General features: G+C 67.8%; 11 protein-coding genes and 2 pseudogenes. 10 read left to right on the forward strand and 3 right to left on the reverse strand.

The genetic code is table 11. From position 1 onward, the window contains the following. Positions 1 to 82: 82 nt before the first annotated feature. A pseudogene (locus tag A5713_RS11120) lies at positions 83 to 2,098 on the reverse strand (hypothetical protein); the annotation flags it as partial. Then, on the reverse strand, positions 2,095 to 2,829 hold the full coding sequence (locus A5713_RS11125) for an NUDIX hydrolase (protein WP_067925321.1): 735 nt from the start codon (positions 2,827 to 2,829) through the stop codon (positions 2,095 to 2,097). The pseudogene A5713_RS11120 and the gene A5713_RS11125, both read right to left, overlap by 4 nt. Positions 2,830 to 2,942: 113 nt before the next feature. On the opposite strand from A5713_RS11125, the gene A5713_RS11130 reads away from it, so the two are divergent. From A5713_RS11130 to eccCa, 10 genes and pseudogenes are all read left to right on the forward strand, one after another. Then, complete coding sequence (locus A5713_RS11130; protein WP_068095469.1) at positions 2,943 to 4,379, forward strand: CCA tRNA nucleotidyltransferase; 1,437 nt, start codon at positions 2,943 to 2,945, stop codon at positions 4,377 to 4,379. A 36-nt stretch (positions 4,380 to 4,415) separates the two neighbouring features. Continuing rightward, positions 4,416 to 4,913 (forward strand): pullulanase, encoded by a 498-nt coding sequence (locus tag A5713_RS11135; RefSeq protein WP_369804401.1) that lies wholly within the window; start codon positions 4,416 to 4,418, stop codon positions 4,911 to 4,913. A 101-nt stretch (positions 4,914 to 5,014) separates the two neighbouring features. Next, a complete protein-coding gene (locus A5713_RS11140; protein ID WP_067924836.1) occupies positions 5,015 to 5,344 on the forward strand; it encodes a DUF2563 family protein in 330 nt (109 codons plus the stop codon). A gap of 419 nt (positions 5,345 to 5,763) precedes the next feature. Then, positions 5,764 to 6,324, forward strand: a complete 561-nt coding sequence (locus tag A5713_RS27520; protein WP_082972898.1) for a hypothetical protein — start codon at positions 5,764 to 5,766, stop codon at positions 6,322 to 6,324. Between the two features lie 1,426 nt (positions 6,325 to 7,750). Next, positions 7,751 to 8,002 (forward strand): annotated as a pseudogene (locus A5713_RS29680) (DUF5632 domain-containing protein); the annotation flags it as partial. A gap of 15 nt (positions 8,003 to 8,017) precedes the next feature. After that, positions 8,018 to 8,449: a DUF5631 domain-containing protein gene (locus A5713_RS29685; RefSeq protein ID WP_156751846.1), complete on the forward strand. Its 432-nt coding sequence runs from the start codon at positions 8,018 to 8,020 to the stop codon at positions 8,447 to 8,449. 154 nt (positions 8,450 to 8,603) lie between these two features. Further along, positions 8,604 to 9,578 carry a hypothetical protein gene (locus A5713_RS11145; RefSeq protein ID WP_197509283.1) on the forward strand — a complete coding sequence of 325 codons (975 nt, stop codon included), beginning with the start codon at positions 8,604 to 8,606 and terminating at the stop codon, positions 9,576 to 9,578. Between the two features lie 186 nt (positions 9,579 to 9,764). Then, entirely contained in the window at positions 9,765 to 10,595 is an 831-nt protein-coding gene (locus A5713_RS11150) for a transglycosylase (RefSeq protein WP_068095494.1), read from the forward strand. A 2-nt stretch (positions 10,596 to 10,597) separates the two neighbouring features. Further along, positions 10,598 to 12,085, forward strand: coding sequence for a type VII secretion protein EccB (eccB, locus tag A5713_RS11155; RefSeq protein WP_067924840.1), 1,488 nt, complete (start codon positions 10,598 to 10,600; stop codon positions 12,083 to 12,085). 2 nt (positions 12,086 to 12,087) lie between these two features. Next, positions 12,088 to 16,293, forward strand: coding sequence for a type VII secretion protein EccCa (gene eccCa / locus A5713_RS11160; protein ID WP_068095473.1), 4,206 nt, complete (start codon positions 12,088 to 12,090; stop codon positions 16,291 to 16,293). On the opposite strand, the gene A5713_RS11165 is transcribed toward eccCa, so the two are convergent. Beyond that, complete coding sequence (locus tag A5713_RS11165) at positions 16,274 to 19,117, reverse strand: RND family transporter (protein ID WP_369804403.1); 2,844 nt, start codon at positions 19,115 to 19,117, stop codon at positions 16,274 to 16,276. The genes eccCa and A5713_RS11165 overlap by 20 nt on opposite strands. Between the last annotated feature and the right edge of the window lie 7 nt (positions 19,118 to 19,124).

Consider the following 19,124-nt stretch of genomic DNA (forward strand, 5'->3'; position numbering starts at 1 on the left):
GCCCAGCAACGCCTTGGCGTCGTCGGCAAGACGATCAACGACCTCTTCGGTGCGGTGACCTCGTCAACCCGGGCGGCTCCTACACCCTGGCCACCGAGCACAGCCCACTGCCGCTCGCGCTGCACAACGGCCTGGCCGTTCCCATTCGCGTGCGCCTGCAGGTCGACGCCCCGCCCGGGTTGACGATGGTCACCGCACCGAAGAGGTCGTTGATCGTCTTGCCGACGACGCCAAGGCGTTGCTGGGCCATCCCGTTACGGGTGTCGGGCGGCTCGGATTGGCTCAGCGCCCGCAGCATGTCCTCGCGCAGCGGGGCGGTGTACTGGATGCCGGTCAGCCCGGTGCGTTCGTCGGTGCTCAGCGCCGACGTCAGGCCCCACAGCCGGCCGACCTGGCCGGCGATCGCGCCGGTGACGTCGTCGCCGAATCGCCCGCGGGCGGACGTGTAGGCGCCCACCGTTTCCGGCTGATCGGCGTGGTCTTGTCCCGCCTGGTTGGCCTCGGCGATGACCGCCGGCAGCGGCCGGGGAACCGCCAGTCCCGACCGGATGGCGGTGGTGAGCGCCGTCAGGATGACGTGGGCGTCGTCGGCCTGCAGGTTCCACGTCGCCGGTGGGACCAGAAGCTGCGTACGCGGTGCGTCGTCGTGGCGCAACGCGTGCCAGAACATGGAGCCCAGGGCGTCCTGGCGGCGCGCGGTCGCCGAGTCGTGCGCGAGGCGCACGGTCAGAGAAGGGTCCAGGTAGGTCGGGACGGCCGGGGAGCTTCCCGCGCCGGCCAGCGCGGCGCCCACCGCCGGGTCGAAGGGGGCGACCACAACCTGCGGGGACAGCCGCCGCGGCACGGTGTCGACGGCGCCGTCGGAGGAGGATCCCTGCGCATCGGCGGACAAGTCGGCGGCGGCGACGGCGACGGTGCTTTCGTTGGCGCCGAGCAGGTTGACGGCGCGGTTGGTCAACGGGCCGTCGGGCAGCAGCGTGGCGCCGCGGGCGGAAGGCACGTCCAGGATGCGATCGACGATGCTGTTGACGGCGGTGGTGGCGGCGGCGCTCAGCCCGCGGTCGTTCACGCGTTGCAGGGCGTCCAGGTCGGCCTGGGCGTAGGGGAGCGGCGCGACGCAGGTGCGGTGAGCCAGCGCGCGCAACCGGTTGAGCCACTCCGTCGCCGCCGCTTGTCCTCCGCCCGGATGCGTCGGGGTGCCCGGAAGTTGGGCGGGACCCTCGGGCGAGTCGGACACCACGTAGCCGGCAGTCATCGCGTTGACCGTGACGAGCAGGTCGGGGTCGATGGCCAGGCACAATGCGCGGCCGACGGCCCCGTCGGGGTCAACGTCGTGGCTGGTGGCGACTTCCGCCGCGGAAAGCAGGATGTCCAGCCGGCCGCCGCCGGCCAGGGAGGTGGCGAGGTCGTCGTCGACCAGGCGCACCGGGATGGTGCCACCTGGCACTCCGGGGGCCAGCCTCGGCCGGTCGGCCAGCGGCCAGAGCATGGTGAGCCACACGGGTTTAGAGGTATCGGGCGCGACGGCCGAGACCAGATCGGCGCCCTGGTCGGGTGGTATGCCCACCGCGGGCAGCAGGAATCGTGCGTTGTCGAGACGGGCGGGGGCGCCGTAGTCGGGCGTGCCGTTGACGTTGACCAGGACCGGGTAGATGCCGGGTTTGTCGATGCCCAAGGACTGCTTGGTCAACGAGCGCAGCGGCGCGGACAGCGTGAAGCCGACTTCCTGACCGCGCTGGAGCTCGGGAGCGACCGTGAGGAAGTCGGCGGCCGGTTGGTACTGGTCGGTGTCGCCGTCGAGGGTGGTTCGCAGGCTCGCGGACGCGGTGACCGCTCCGGCGTGCTCGAGGCGGACCATCACGTCGCGGACGGGGCGGTCGCCGATGTTGGTCACCATGCCGCTGACGGTGACGACGGGCGGGCTGGACGTGGTGACCACGTCCGGGGTGACCTGGTCGATCCGGACCCGGACGAACGGCGTCACGCCGGGTTCGCCCGCGGCTGCGCGCGGCATGACAGGCGCGGTGAGCATCGCGAAGCCGGCCACGATGCCGATCACCGCCGCGAGGCGCAACAAGCACAGTCGGGAAGCCGTCACGGCCCGGGCCCGTGGCCGTTCTTGCGGCTGGTGTCCGGCTTGTCGGCGTGCCGGGCGCGCGAGTGTGTTTGCGGGCGGCGCCGCGGAGAGGTGGGTGGCAACGGCGGCAGTGCGGCCGGGCCGTCGTTCTGCAGCTTGTCGATCAGTTCATCGGCCACGCGGGCCAGCCTGCGTTCGTCGGCGTAGGCCAGTTTCGACGGCAGCTCGTGGATGGGCACCCAGGCCACCTCGGCCACCTCGAGGTCCTCGTCGCACAGCTCGCCGCCGGAGAAGCGCATGAGGTAGTGGTGCACGGTCTTGTGGACCCGGCGGCCGTCGGTGACGAACCAGTAGTCGATGCGTCCCAGCGCGGCCAGCACGCTGCCGCGGATGCCGGTCTCCTCGGCGACCTCTCTTATAGCGGTCTGTTCGGCGGTCTCGCCCATTTCGATGTGGCCCTTGGGCAGCGACCACAGCATCCGTCCCCGCCGATCGACGCGGCCGATCAGCGCGGCGACCTGGGAGTGACGCGGGCCGTCGAGGCCGTCGATGACGAGTCCGCCGGCGGAGGTTTCGTGCACGGTGCGTAACCGGTCCGGTCCGCGGCGAGGCGAACGGGATCGGCGCGATTTCGTCGTCGTCGAGTCGGCGGGCGTTTGACCGTTGGTCTGGTTCTCGGTCGAACTCGCAGCGCCACGACCGCGCCGCCGCCCCCGGCGTCGACGTGGCTTGTGTTGTTCGCCGTCCGACACCCAAGCGATAGTAGCTGGCACGACATCGTCTCCCAGGACATACTCGCCGCTGGGCGGGCCCGCGCGGGCGCAGGGCAGTCGTCTCGCGATCCCGCCTACTAGGCTGACCGAACGTGCCCGAAGCCGATGTGGAGCTGCTTGCCGCCGCCGCAGTTGCCCTGAACCAACACGCGCCGATGCTGCGCGAGCTGGGTTCGGCGTTCCAGGCCGCAGGGAGTGAGCTGTACCTCGTCGGCGGCTCGGTGCGAGACGCCGTGCTGGGCAGGCTGAGCCCCGACTTGGACTTCACCACCGACGCTCGCCCCGAACAGGTGCAGCAGATCTTGCGGCGCTGGGCCGACCACTTGTGGGACACCGGCATCGAGTTCGGCACCATCGGGGTCGGCAAGGGTGAACACCGCCTGGAGATCACCACGTTTCGCGCCGACGCCTACGACCAGGTGTCGCGCAAACCCGCGGTGCAATACGGCGAGCGCCTCGAGGACGATCTGGTGCGCCGCGATTTCACCGCGAACGCGATGGCCGTGCGCATCACGCCGGACGGGCCGGGCGAATTCCTCGATCCCCTCGGCGGTTTGGCGGCCCTGCGCGATCGGGTGCTCGACACCCCGGCCGCACCCGAGGTGTCCTTCGGCGATGACCCGCTGCGGATGCTGCGTGCGGCCCGGTTCGTCTCGCAGCTAGGCTTCGCCGTCGCGCCGCGGGTGCGCGACGCGATCGAGGCGATGGCCCCCGAGCTGGCGCGGATCAGCGCCGAACGGGTGGCCGCCGAGTTGGACAAGCTGCTCCTCGGCGACGACCCGGTGTCCGGCATCGATCTGCTGGTGCAGACCGGGATGGGCGAGGTCGTGCTGCCCGAGGTCGGCGGCATGCAGATGGCCATCGACGAACATCACCAGCACAAGGACGTCTACCAGCATTCGCTGACGGTGCTGCGGCAGGCGATCGCGCTGGAGGACGACGGCCCGGACTTGGTGCTGCGCTGGGCCGCGCTGCTGCATGACATCGGCAAGCCCGCCACCCGGCGGCACGAAGCCAACGGCGGCGTGAGCTTCCACCACCACGAGGTGGTGGGTGCCAAGATGGTGCGAAAGCGGTTGCGGGCGTTGAAGTATTCCAAGCAGATGGTCGAGGACGTCTCGCAGCTGGTTTATCTGCATCTGCGGTTCCACGGGTACGGCGAGGGGAAATGGACCGATTCCGCGGTGCGCCGCTACGTCACCGACGCCGGGCCGTTGCTACCGAAACTGCACAAGCTGGTGCGGGCCGACTGCACCACCCGCAACAAGCGCCGGGCCGCCCGGTTGCAGGCCAGCTACGACCGGTTAGAGGCACGGATCGCCGAACTGGCCGCCCAGGAGGATCTGGAGCGCGTGCGTCCGGATCTGGACGGCAACCAGATTATGACGCTGCTCGACATCCCGGCCGGCCCGCAAGTCGGCGAGGCGTGGCGATTCCTCAAAGAGCTGCGATTGGAGCGCGGACCGCTGACGGCCGACGAGGCGAGCGCCGAATTGCTGAGCTGGTGGCGCTCGCGGGGGAACCAGTAACGGCGTTGTGCCGTCTGATCTTTCGTGGACTATTGCATGGGTGCCGACGACGGCACGGCGGATATCTTTCACCATGACTTGGACCTCGACCTGGACGGCGACGGCCGGTTTGATGCGTTCGGGCTGGATCTCGACGGTGACGGCCTGCGCGACGACGCGCTCGCGGACCTTGACGGTGACGGCATCGCCGATCACGCGGTGCTCGACCTCGACAACGATGGCACTCCCGAGGCGTACTTCACCGACGACGGATCTGGGACGTGGGGCGTGGCCACGGAGCAGGGCCGGCAACTGCGATGGTCCGGGCTCGACGGCGTCGAGCACACCGGTGGCCCGCTGGTCGACTTCGACGGTCATGGTGGCGTGAATGACCGACTCATTGATTTGGACGGCGACGGGGTGGCCGACCGGGTGCTGTGCACGGATGAAGGCGGCGTCACCGGATACGTCGACACCGATGGTGACGGCAAGTGGAACGTCAGGCTGAGTGATACGGACGGCGACGGCTTAGCCGACGGGGCGAGCGCGCTGTAAGACGTGTTGTGGGTGGGTGGAGGCAACGTGAATTGACCACCGCCATGGGGATATTTAGCCTGGTCAGTACACGTTGCCCGATCAGTTCGAAAGGGGTGGCAATGTTCGTCGACACCGTGCTTTTGCACTCCGGAGGCAACGACTCACACCGCGCGGGCGGGCACGCCCAAGAGGGCGCCGACCAACTCGCGCAGGGACCGCTGGGGTCGGGGATGTTCGGTGACTTCGCCGCGGCCGATTCATTCCATTCGGCAGTGACGGCGGCACACACGCAGCACATGCAGACCCTGGAAGGGCATAAGCAGACACTGACCGACGTCGGCGCGAAGGCGCACTACGCTGCCAGGGGATTCACCGACATGGACCAGCACAACGCGGGCGAGCTGCGGGCGGTGCGGCCTGGGGCGAGTACAAGAACTTCACGCATCTGAGCGAAAGCCACCACGCCCCTCCGATCGAAACCGACGGAGCGATGAGAGGCCACCCTGTTGGATCGCGGGGCGCGCCGAACTACCCTTTCCCGGCTGCGCCACGTACCTAGGCTGTGCGGCAAACGACGTTGTGCCAGACCCATGAACGGGTGGCCGCCTGGTGGTGCCCAAGGTAATGCGCCTACGCCTACTCCCAAGTTGGAAGCGAGGGGCGAGTCGTATTTCGACCCTTCAACTGGTCGGTCCTTCCGACGCCGCGTTCAGCACCTACAGAGATGGCAGGGACAGCGGGACTGAGACGAGGTCGTAATGACCGGTGAATTGCTGCCTGGGAGCCGTCTGCCCCACTATGGAGCGGGGATGTGCGCGCAATTCCCGACAGATCGTCTCCACACGTTTGTCGGCGGTGAGGAGGGTGCATGGTGGAGAGCCAGCCTTGGGGGCCTGTCGAGGGCCCGGCCCCGCAGTCGTCCATTGCAAACCGGCCACCGAGCTATGCTGAGTTGCCTGCGCGCCACTCGCTGCGTTGGCTGGCGATTGCGGTAGTCCTAACCGCCGCGGTGGCCATCATCGCTCTAATTCTGGCCTTAACGCGACCGGCGGACTCTCGCTCGTCGTCCACGACCACGACCACGACCACGACACCCGCCTATAACGGTGGAGAGACCGCGGCGGCCCAACAAAAGCTCTGCGACACCTACAAACTGGTAGCTCGAGCCGTGCAAGTTGACACGAACGGAAGCGACAAAGCCCTGGCTCGCACCGCCACTACGAACGCAGCCGTCATGCTCGAGAATGCAGCCGCAGACCCAGCCCTCGACGCTAAACACCGTGACACCGCCCGCGCGTTAGCTGCCGCGTACTTAACTGCGACGGCAAAAGCCACGAATGGTGTGGTTTCAGATTCTGAATGGCAGGCCGCGCTCGACGACGTTATAGCCAAAGACGCAGCGATGAAACAGGTATGTGGTGGTGCTTGACCTTCCGCCCGGCAGGTGGACGGCGTTGCTGATCGGTCCATGGTGGTCGGCGCCCTCGACGGCGATGCGCGGCGCCGCACAGCACTGGAGGCAGGCTTGCTTAGAGCAACAGCAGTACTCCCACCAGTTGACCGCCTTTCAGAATTTACTAGCTGCAAATAATCAAGGCCATACCGCAGACGATCTTGTTGCGCGTTTTCACGATGGCGCAAAGTTCCACATGGATGCTGCAGAGAAATATCAAACGAAAGCGGAGGCATTCGATTCCGGCGCAGATGCCATAGATTTCCTCCGAAGCCGTCTGACCGAAATAGCGACTAAGGGTGACCAGGATATAGATCGGATTCTCGCATCGAAAGAGCCGCTACCGCAGCAATTAGCCGAAATACATACGATCCAAGAGGGCTGCAACGCCGACGCAGCGAACGCAAGCCGGGACGCGACGAATAAGATTGTGGGCGCCACGCAGAAAATTCTCGACATCGAAGGTGTCGGAACTGACGCACGAACGTGGGCACGTGAGCACGGCCTCAATATCGACAGCGCTCCACCACCCCAGTCAATCAGTGCGAATGACTTAAAGCCAGCATTCGGAAGTGGCGAACATGGTGGTGGCAGTGAAGTGAAGCATCCATCCGGGCCAGCGATGTCGTTTGGTGTTGCAGAACACGGCGGACAAGACAGTGGCGCTGCGGCCAGTGTGCAAGGTCATGGTGCGCAGGCTGCCTCCCCTGGGGTAGTCGGGGCTGGGTGGCGCGGTAACACAGGGACTCTTCCGGCTTCCCCTTCGCCGAGCACGCCGTTGCCCGGTACCGGTGGATCGGTGGGGTCTGCGATGCCCGGCGTGCCCGGTGGATCGATGGCATCAGTCGGCATGGGACAAGGCAGCGCGCCAAACCTAGCCCAGTCTTTCGCGAGTGGCATGGCGACAGGGCAGCCGGCCGGTGCCGGCGCTCAAGGGATTTCGTCAGGTGCGATCAATGCGATGGAGTTGGGAGGTGGTACACCGCCGCAGTCTGAAACCCCTATGGGGACGGCGCCGGTAACGCCGACCGCGCCTAGCGGGGGGGTTTTCATTCCCGCGAGCAACCCGGTTGACACACCCGCGCCAGCCGCTCCCGCGCCACCGGCCACAGGCACAGCTCCGATCGCGCCAGTCATAACCGGCGGATCGTGGTCCGGAACACCAGCAGCTATAGGCGGGAACCCCGGTGGCCCCGCGGGGCCATTGCCTGCATACGGCTCGGATCTGCGGCCACCGATTGCGGCGCCCCCAGCCATGCCTTCAGCCCCAACGGGCCCGGTATCGGGTGCGCCGGTCGCACCGTCGCCGGGTTCCTCCCCATCAGCGGGGGGGCCGTTGGTTTCTCCGGTGGAACGCGCGGCTTCGGGGGCCGCCGCGCAGGCGAGTGCGAACTCTTCGACAATGGCCGGCGCATCCGCGGCATCTGCAGCGGCCGGCGCAACCGCTGGCGCAATATCCAGTAGGGCGGCCGAGCAGCAGCGGTTGCAGCGACTCGTTGATGCGGTGGCGCGCCAAGAGCCACGACTGTCATGGGCAGCCGGACTACGCGACGATGGCACCACTAGCCTGCTGGTCACTGACCTCGCTGGCGGATGGATTCCGCCCCATGTGCGATTGCCGGGCCACATAACCCTGCTTGAGCCAGCCGCACGTCACCGAGATGCGAGCGTGGTGGACTTGCTGGGGGCCGTAGTGGTTGCCGCTGCCTATGAGCACAACACTTACGTCGCCGAATCGGACCCCGAAGCTCCCACGCTAAATGGCGACCGTCCAGCGCGCTCAGCAGCACCCCACGTCGACGAATTGGGGCCTACATTGGTGGAGACTGTTCGCCGTCGCGACGGTCTGCCACGGATCGCACAAGCAGTCGTCGCCCCGGCTGTGCGGAAAACCGGCGTGCTAGGAAGCGAAGCCGAGCTACTGCGGACATGCATCGGCGATATTCAGCAGTCGACAATGAATGCTTATCCCAATCACGATCCGGCAGCCGTCGGGGATTGGATGCTGCTATCGGCAATCAAGGCCATGATCGATGGGCATGAGTACCTCGTGAATTATCACCTTGCCTGGTTTGCCGCAATTAGCCGACGAAGGGCTTGAGAGCGGGGCATCGGCGTACCCAAGGTGATGTTACTGAGGCGCGGAAGTACAAGGTCGCAACGACGTGAATACGCCGTCAGCGCGCCTGTGACAGAATGACACTGCAACGCGGCAAGCGAAATGGTGACTGGGCCATAGTGATGGGGGTGAGGTCATGACCGGTGATGCGGTACCGGCGTTTCCCCCGAGCCCTGGTGGCGCCCCGATCCGAATCACACCGGAGATCCTGTTGCAGGGACTGGGGATAGTGCCGCCGCCACCGGTGACGATGCCACCCCCGCCGCCGCCGGACCCGTCGCCTGCGGGTGCTGCCGGTGCAGGGCTCTATGCGGCTTCCGGTGCCGGCGTGCCCAAGGATGCGGCCGACAGCGTCCAAGGAGACGCGGACCGTCGAGCGCACGCCGCCGACGCGGCCGCGAAATTTCCCGAAAACGAAGCTCAGTCAGCACAGCAGATGCAAAACGTCGGTCAACAAGCCCCGCAGATGATGCAGCAGATGCTGCAAAGCATCACGGGTGCGCTCGGCGGCGCGGTCGGCGGCATCATGCAGCCGCTGACGCAGCTCCCGCAGCAGGCGATGCAGGCCGGCCAAAGCGCCATCCAGCCGCTGATGAGTGCAGTCCAGGGCGGCGCCCACGGAGCCGGACTGGCAAGCGACGCGCACCTTGTCGACAGCGTCGGCCCGGGCTCCGGAGCCGGCGGCGGCCTGGGCTCGGGCGGTGGCGGCGCGGGCCTGGGCGGTGGCGGCACTACCCCGGCCAGCTCGTTGGGTCCGCCTCCGGTGCCGACGTCATCCCCGCCGACTACCCCCGCCGGGGCGGCCAAGGGCGCGATGATGCCGCCAGTCAGCGGCGCGCCGACCGCGTCGGGGCAGACCGGCATGGGCGGTATGGGGATGATGCCGCCCGGAGCGATGGGCGGCCACGGCGAAGGCGGCAACAAGGAGAAGCCTCCGGAGAAGCGAATCTCGGCGCCCGGCGTGCCCAACGGCCAGCCCGTCAAGGGCCGCCTGACGATGCCGCCGAGCCCGCCGGGGCCCAAGCCCGGTGAGGAGAAACCCACCGTGGTCACCAACCGGCCGCATCGCCGAATCGTCATCATGCCCAACGACGACGAGGCGAAGGAATAACCCGCCTCACTTCGCCAGAAGGTGAGTGGTCGGTCCACGCGCCCGGCAGTAGGGTCGCTACGTAATCGCTCGTTATTGACAGCGGAACTGCCGATTCGTGCATGCTATTGAGTACGGTTTTGCGCGGCCAGAGGGTGTGGGAAAAAGGGGACCAGGGTGGGGCAGTCATTGACTGATCCGCTGATGATGCACGCGGTGGCGGTCTTGGCCCGCGGCCACGCGCTGTTCGCCGGTGAGGCCGCCGCCGCCCGGGTCGACAAGACGCAGCATCACGCTGTCGTCAGAACCGAAGGCCTACCCGCCGCCGCGGCGCAAAGGTCGACAAACACGCTGAACGAAGTCCGCCAGGCGAGCAACACCGACCGCGCGCTGGCACGAATCATGACCGCGGCGCGCGCCGACCACGCGGACGCGAGGGTGACCACCCGGGCGAACCTCGACGACGCCAAAACCGACGCCGCGTCGACGCCCGACACGCCGATGGCGCGACGTGAAGCCATGGTCCGGATGGCGGCGAGGCTGCGCGCCCAGCACCGCCACATCCTGAACTCGCGCCGGCGGGCACGGCTCCTGGCGCTGCGGCTGCGGCGGCTGCGCTACCGACAGAGGGGGGCGGCGATGCGAGGCGGGCAGGGCAACGGCCGCGGGGCCGTCATGGCGGCGATTCGTAAAGCATTGGATATCAAGGGGATTCACGATCCGGCCGCACGTGTCCGCTGGGAACGCGGCATGGATTTGGTCGCTCGCCGCGAATCCAATTACAACGCCAACGCGGTTAACGGCTGGGATTCGAACGCGGCGCGGGGGACACCGAGCAAGGGTGCCTGGCAATTCATCGCACCCACGTTCGCGGCCTATCACGAGCCGGGCACGTCGCGCGATATCCACAACTTGGTGGCGCAGGCGTGCGCGTTCATCAACTATGCGATGGGCCGCTATCACGTCGCCGCGGACGCGTCGAATCTGGCCGATCTGATTCAGCAGGCCGATCCTCGCCGATCACCGAAGGGGTATTGAGCATGCCGCTGAGTTTGTCGAACCGTGACCAGAATTCCGGTCACCTGTTCTACAACCGACGGTTGCGCGCGGCGACCACCCGGTTCTCGGTCCGAATGAAGCACGACGACCGCAAGCAGACCGCCGCGTTGGTGTTATCGATCTTGTTGGTGGCCATCGCCGCCGGGTGGATGATGTTACTGAACGTGCTGAAACCGACTGGCGCGGTTGGCGAATCGGCGATCATCGGCGACCGCGATTCCGGCGCGATCTACGCCCGCATCGACGGCCGGCTCTATCCGGCCCTCAATCTGACGTCCGCCCGGCTGGCCACCGGCACGGCGAACCCGCCGACGTGGGTCAAGCGCGGTGAGATCGCAAAGTATCCGACCGGGCCCCTGATCGGTATCCCGGGCGCGCCCGCGGCGATGCCGGTGAACCGCGGCGCGATCTCCGCGTGGGCCGTGTGCGACACGGCCGGTCGCCCGCGCAGCGGGGAGAAGCCGGTCGTCACGTCAATCGCGGGCACGCTCAACGGCGGTGACCGCGCGGCACCGCTGGCCGACGACGCCGGCGTGCTCGTGACGTTCGAGGGCAACACGTACGTGATCTGGGGCGGCAAACGTTCGCAGGTCGATCCGGCCAGCAGAGCGATCACCCTGAGCCTGGGCCTGGATCCGGGAGTGACGTCACCGGTGGAGATTTCGCGCGCGCTCTACGACGGGCTGCCGGCGACCGAGCCGCTGCGCGTCCCGGACGTCCCGCAGGCGGGCGCGCCGTCGACGTGGGTCTCCGGCTCGCAGGTGGGTGCGGTGCTGCAGGCCCAAACCGCCGGCGGCGGCAAGCAGTTCTACGTCCTACTGCCCGACGGCGTGCAGAAGATCACCAGCTTCGTCGCCGACCTGCTCCGCAGCGCCAACTCCTACGGGTCGACAGCGCCGCGCGTGGTGACCCCCGACGTGCTGGTCAACATCCCCCAGGTGAGCTCGCTGGACGTCGATTACTACCCGACCAAGCGCCTGAATTTCATTGACACCGCGGCGAATCCGACCACCTGCGTCGGATGGGAGAAGGGTTCGACGGATCCGCAGGCCCGGGTCGTCGTCTACAACGGGCGGGGGCTTCCGGTGTACTCCTACCTGGACGACCGGATCGTGCACCTGGTGCGCGACGACCGGGACCCGGCTTCGGTGGTCGCCAACCAGGTGCTGGTGCTGCCGGGGGCGGCCAACTTCGTCACCTCGACCAGCGGGGTGATCACGTCCGATTCGCGCGAATCGCTGTTCTGGGTGTCCGACAACGGCGTCCGCTTCGGCATCGCCGCCAACGACGACACGCTGCGCGCCCTTGGACTCGACCCGGCCTCGGCGGTACAGGCGCCGTGGCCGTTGCTGCGCACGTTCGCTGCGGGCCCGGCGTTGTCGCGGGAGGCGGCACTCGTGGCGCGCGACACCGTGCCGGCGCTCGGCAAGGCGGCTGTGGTGACGACATCGGCGAAGGCGGGAGGCTAGGGATGTCCAAGAAAGCGTTTCCCATCAACCGGGTCAGAATCGAACCGCCGAAACCCGTTCGGGTAGCGCCGAGTGCGCCTATCGCCCTGCCCGAGCGCGAGCCCCGCAACATCTGGGTGATGATCGGGGTGCCGGCGTTGATCGTCGCGCTCATCGGCACCATCGTCATGCTCTACGTGTCCGGCGTGCGCAGCCTGTCGACCGGGTTCTTCCCCTTGATGGGCATCGGCGCGTTCAGCATGCTGGCGTTCTCCGGACGCTTCGGGCGTGCTCGCAAGATCACCTGGGGCGAAATGGAAAAGGGTCGCCGCCGGTACCTGCGCGACCTGGACTCCAACCGCGACGAGATCCAGAGCGCGGTGTGCGCGCAGCGCGAATGGCAGCACGCGGTGCACTCCGATCCACACGGTCTGGGCGCGATCATCGGCGGCCCGCGGATGTGGGAGCGCGGCCGCGGCGATGCGGATTTCTTGGAGGTGCGGTTGGGGACCGGCGTGCAACACGCCCCGGACTCCGTCTTGTCGGTGACGTGGCCCGACATCGCCTCCGACGAGGAACTCGAACCCGTCACTGGGCAGGCGCTGCGCGATTTCATTTTGGAGCAGCGCAAGATTCGCGACATCGCCAAGGTGGTCAACCTGCGGTCGGCGCCGGGCTTCAGCTTCGTCGGCGAAGACCTGGACCGGCTGCGCTCGCTGATGCGGTCGGTGTTGTGCTCGCTGGCGGTGTTTCACAACCCGCGCGACGTGAAACTGATGGTCGTCACCCGCAATCCCGAGGTGTGGTCGTGGATGGTGTGGTTGCCGCACAACCTGCACGACGAGCTGTTCGACGCCTGCGGCTGGCGACGCCTGGTCTTCGCCACCCCGGAAGAGTTGGAGGAGACCCTCGGCGCCGAGCTGCACATGAAGGGCAAGCGCGGCGCGTGGACACCGCTGGCGGCGGCCAGCCCGACCGCGATGGGTTCGGCGCTCGAGACCGGCGGCGATGCCGTCGATCTGGGACCGCACCTGGTGATCGTCGACGACAACACCGGCAGCCCCGACGCGTGGGAGAGCGTGGTCGGGCAGGTCGGCAAGGCGGGAATTACCCTGCTGCGCCTGGCCTCTCGCGTCGGCACCGGCGTGGGGTTCGCCCAGGACCAGGTGTTCGAGATGGGCGACCGGCACAGCACACCGGTCAACGGCAACGTCAAATTGGGCCGGAACGGCTCAGACGCCGACGGTGAAGACGGGCGCCCGGCGCCGCTGTTACGGGTGCGCGGCAAGTTCTTCGCCCATGCCGACCAGCTGTCGATTCACCGCGCCTACCGCTACGCCCGGGCGATGGCGCGGTGGTCACCGACCAGCCGCAGCGAGATCGCCGACTCGACCGGCGGCGCCGCCGAACTGTTGCGCGGGCTTGGCATCGTCGATCCCCGCGAGCTGGACGTCGACCGGTTATGGGCCGAGCGGCGCGGCCGCGGCGACGAGCGGTGGTGCGAGATCCCGGTCGGCGCGAAACCCACCGGCGAGCTGCAGAACATCATCATCCGCGCGAAAGACTTCGGCGGCTTCGGTTTTCACTCCGTGGTCATCGGCACCAGTGGTTCGGGAAAGTCGGAGTTCTTCCTGTCGCTGGTCTACGGCATCGCGCTGACGCACTCGCCGGAGACGTTCAACGTCATCTTCGTCGACATGAAGTTCGAATCGGCGGCGCAGGACATCATGGGCATCCCGCACGTCGTGGCGGCGCTGTCGAACCTGGGCAAGGACGAGCGCCATCTGGCGGAGCGGATGCGCAGGGTCATCGACGGCGAGATCAAGCAGCGCTATGAGCTGTTCACGTCGGTGGGCGCGCGCGACGCCAACGACTACGAAGAGATCCGGCTGGCCGGACGGGATCTCCCGCCGGTGCCCGTTCTGCTCGTCATTGTCGACGAGTACCTGGAACTCTTTGCCAACCACGAGAAGTGGATCAACCTGATCATCCACATCGGCCAGGAAGGCCGCGGCGCCAACGTCTTCTTCATGCTAGGTGGTCAGCGGCTGGACCTGTCATCATTGCAGAAGGTCAAGTCCAACATCGCGTTCCGGATCGCGCTGCGCGCCGAGTCCGGTGACGACAGCCGCGAGGTGATCGGTTCGGACGCCGCCTATCACCTGCCGTCGAAAGAGAACGGCTTCGCGCTGCTGAAGGTGGGGCCGCGTGACCTCGAACCGTTCCGCTGCTTCTACCTCTCGGCTCCCTTCGTGGTCCCGAAGGGCAAGGAGGTCGCGACCACCGTCGACATGACCTTGACCAAGCCGCGCCTCTACAACTGGCAATACCAGCCGCTCGACACGGCCGACGCCGCGGCGCTGGAAGCCGCAGCCGCCGTCGACACCGAACCGGACGAATTCCTCTACCACGACGACGGTTTCAAGCGAAAGAAGATCGTCGACGTGCTGCGCGAGTCGTTGCAGCATGTCCCGCACCGGTCGCCGCGACGGCCCTGGCTCGAGCCGCTGGAAGACCCCCAGCCCGTCGACGTGCTGGTGTCGGCCTACCGCGGCAAGCCCTGGCATGTGGACTACGGCCAGAACGCGGGCCTGATGTTTCCGGTGGGCGTGATGGACATCCCCGAGGAGTCCAAGCAGGTCGTGCACGCGGTCGACGCGCTGCGCAGCAACGTGATCGTGGTGGGCGCCAAGCAGCGGGGCAAGACGACCACGCTGATGACGCTGATGTGCTCGGCGGCAGCGATGTACAGCCCGGCGCGCGTGACGTTCTTCTGCATCGGCGGTGCCACGCTGGCGCAGGCGGCGTCGCTGCCGCACGTCACCGACATCGTGTCGCCGAAGGACGCGGAGGGCATCGAACGCATCCTCAGCAGCATGGACGCGTTGATCGATGCGCGCGAGAATTCGTTCCGGCGCTTGAAGATCGACCTCGACGGCTTCCGTGAGCGCCGGTTCGCGCCGGGCAGCGACGGGCTGGGCGGTACCGACGCCAACGACCCCTTCGGCGACGTGTTCGTGGTGGTGGACGACTACGACGACGTGTACTCGAAAGACACCGTCTTGGGGGATCGGATCATCTCGCTGAGCAGCCGCGGCCCCGAGTACGGGGTCCACGTGATGTGCAGCGCCGGCGGCTGGATCCACGGGCAGCGGCAGAGCCTGTTGCAAAACGCCACGGCGCGAATCCAATTGCGACTGGCCGACCCGAGCGAAAGCCAGATGGGGCACTCGTCGCTCGAGTCGCGTGATGCCGCGCGGCGGACGCTGAACCGGCCGGGCTTCGGCCTGACGGACAGCCTGCACGAGCTGAGGGTCGGCATCCCGGCCCTGACCGAACCCGCGACCGGGGCGCTGGTCAACATCGTCGACGTCGGCGGGCGGATCGCCGAGGTGGCGGGCGTGACCAAACACGCGACGTTGCAGCGGCTTCCGCAGCGGGTGGAGCTGCGGGCGATCCTCGAATACGAGGCAGCGCATCCCAGTGGCGATGACCTGTCGATCGCCTTCGCCATCGGTGAGCGACACGAACTGGGCCCGGTTCCGCTCAAGCTCCGGGAGAGCCCGGGGCTGATGATCCTGGGCCGGCAGGGCTGCGGCAAGACGCTGTCGCTGGTGTCCATCGGCGAGGCGATCATGAGCCGATTCAGCCCCGAGGATGCACAGCTGACGCTCATCGACCCCAAGACCGCGCCGCATGGGCTGCGCGACCTGAGCGGGCCCGGCTATGTACGCGCGTACGCCTATGACCAGGACGAGATCGACGAGGTGATAACCCAACTCGCGCAGCAGATCTTGCTGCCCCGGCTGCCTCCCAAGGGCTTGAGCCAGGAGGAGCTGCGTGCGCTCAAACCCTGGGAGGGAGCGCGGCATTTCGTGCTCATCGACGACGTCCAAGACCTGCGCCCCGATCAGAGCTACCCGCCCAAACCCCCGGTAGGCGCGGCGTTGTGGAAGCTGATGGAACGCGCCCGGCAGATCGGCCTGCACGTGTTCACCACCCGCAACAGCGCGAACTGGGCGACGCTGCAGATGGATCCGTGGATGAGGTTCCAGAACTCGGCGAAGGTCGCACAACTCTACATGGACAACGACCCACAGAACCGGATCAACCGCGCGGTGCGCGCTCAAGCGTTGCCGCCCGGACGCGGTCTGATGGTCAGCGCCGACGGCGACGTCGAAGGGGTGCTGGTCGGGCTGCCGTCGACTGTCACCGTCCCGCAGCAGTAGCGGCCGGAACAGGCGGCGCCACAACGGGTTCCACGGAGGCGCCCGCTCGGCGGAGGAGCGTGCGGGGCCACCAGAACCAACGGCCCAGCAGCGCCACGATGGACGGCACGATGAACGCCCGCACCACCAGGGTATCCAACAACAGCCCCACCGCGATGGTGGTGCCGATCTGCGCGATGCTGAGCACACTGCTGCTGAGCAACGCCAGCATGGTCAGGCCGAAGACGATGCCGGCGACAGTGACCACACCGCCCGTGCCGCCGAAGGCGCGAATGATGCCGGTCCGCAGGCCCGCTGACGCTTCCTGTTTGATGCGTAACGCCAGCAGCAGGTTGTAGTCCGCCCCGACGGCGATCAGCGCGATGAACGCGATCGGTGCGACGGCCCAGTGCAGATCGTGGTGCAGCACGTGCTGCCAGATCAGCACGCTGGCGCCGACCGCCGATGCGTAAGAGGTGACGACGGTCCCGACGACGACCAGGCCGGCGACCGGGCTGCGCAGCATCGCAGTGACGATCAAAAAGATGAGGACCAATGCGGCGCCCACGAGCAGCTTGACGTCCCCGGCGACGAAGCGCTGCAGGTCGGCGGTCACCGGGCCGACGCCGGCGAGGTCGACCTCGGTGGGGGTCAGGGTGCCTTCCTTGGTGGCCTCCTTGATGGCGGCCCGCACCTGATCTGCCCGCTTGGCCCCGTCAGCACCCCACTCCGATCCGTCGCCGTACACCAACAGGTATGCGGCACAGCCGTTCTCGGAGATCAGGTGGCCCAGCGCGGCGGCGTAGCGTGGATCGGTCAGCGCCCGTTGGGGCAGGTAGAAATCGGCCGCCGCACTGCCCCGGAACTGTGTCGCGATCTCGTCCAGGTAGTCGGTCAACTGCCGCATCTGGGGCCCGAGCGTGTCGGTCAGGCCAAGCAGATCGTGGGTGGCCGAACGCGCTTGTGCCAGCGCGTCTTTCATAGACGCGATGCTCTGCGGAAGCCCGGACATCGCGGCGGCGGCCGTGCTCGAGCCGCTGGTCAGTTCCGCGGCGCCGGCCCTGAGGCGGCTCGAGGTCTGCACCAGGCCGTCGACCGGCTGGAGCACGCGGTCCACCGTCGAGCAGATCGGGTTGGCGGCGCAGTCGGGCGTTCGCCCGACGATGTCGCGCAGCGGGTCAAGGTAACCCGAGACCGTCGTGACGTTGTGCTGCAACCCGTCCATGCCGGCGCGCATGTCCTGCGCCGCGCCGGAGACCTCGGCCAGTCCCGCACCGCCGCCGCGCAATCCGTTGCCGAGGCCCTCCACCGCACGCTGGGTCTGCGCCAGCGCGTCGTCGAGTTCGGAGACTCGCCTGAGGCGCTGGGAAAGCGAGTCCATGGTGTCCCCGAACTGGCGGCCGAGCACCCCGGCCTGATAGCTCAGGGTGGCCTGTTCGGGCACCGTGCCGTCGGGGCGGCTGGCGGACTGCACCGCACGGACGCCCGGCACGGCCATGATGTGGCGGGTGATTCGCTCGATGGCGATCAGGCCGGCCGGGTTGCGCAGGTCGTGGTCGGCTTGGATCGCGATGACGTCGGGCAGCAGCGCGTTGGCCGCGAAATGGCGGTCGGCGGCGACGTATCCGCGATTGGAGTCGGTGGCCGACGGCGTGGCGGCGGGTTCGTCGAAGCCGATCCGCATGCTCGCCAGCGGTAGCGCGGCCAGCAGCGTCAACGCGCCCGCCGTGACCAGGATCGGACCCGGCCACCGGGCGACGGCCGTCCCGACGCGGCGCCAGCGCCGACCCGTGGTCGACGGGCGCGGTTCGAGATAGCCTCGGCGTATGGCCAGGCTCATCAGGGCCGGCGTGAGGGTCAGCGCGGCGAGCATGGTCGCCAGAATGCCGATGGCACAGGGCAGCCCGGCGCTGCGGAACGAACCCACCTGGGCGAACACCAGGCAGGCCAGCGCCACCGACACGGTCAGTGCCGACCCGATCACGACGGGCGCGATGGAACGGTAGGCCTCCGCCAGTGCCTGGGGCGGCGGGACGCCGTGGCGGCGGCCCTCGTGGTAGCGGCCGACCAGGAAGATCGCGTAGTCGGTGCCGGCGCCGAGCGTCATGGCCGCCATGAGTGCGACCGAAAATAGCGACACCTCAACCACATTTGCCTGCCCGAGGGCGGCGACGACGGCGCGGGCCAGTGCTAGTGCCAGACCGACGGAGATCAGCGGGATCGCGGCCGCGATCGGCGATCGGTATACGACCAGCAGGAGAAGCAGGATGAGGCCGATGGTGGCGGCGGTGATGCCGAGCATCTGTCGATCGATCGCGGAGAATTCGTCGACGATCGTCGCACCGGGCCCGGTGACATGGACTGCCAGGCCCGCGGGCGGTGAGAGGTTCCGCACGGTGGCGCGGACCGCGTTGACCGAATCGCGCGCCTGGGCCGTGCCGAGCATGCCGGCCAGCCGCACCATGACGCTGACGGCCCGTCCGTCCCGACTCTGCGCGCCGGCGGCCGTGGTGGGCTGCGACCACAGGTCGGTCACCGCGTACACGTGACGCCGGTCGGAAGTCAGGGCCGTCGTCATCGCGTCGTAGAACCGGCGGTCGCCCGTCGTCAGCGTCTGATTGCGTTCCAGCACAACGTAGACGAAGTTGTTGCTCGGGGTCTGACCGAACAACTCGGCGGCCCGCGACGCGGCGACTGCGCTGGGTGCGTCGGTGGGCATGAACGATCGGGCGTGCGAGTCGACGACCCGTTCCAGTTGCGGGACAACCACATTGGCGGCCGCGGCCGCCAGAACCCACAGGCCGACGACCAGCACCGCGTAGCGGCCGGTGAGCCGCTTCAGCATTCCCCGT

This window comes from Mycobacterium sp. E2497 (genome assembly GCF_001668695.1).
Taxonomy (GTDB): Bacteria; Actinomycetota; Actinomycetes; order Mycobacteriales; family Mycobacteriaceae; genus Mycobacterium.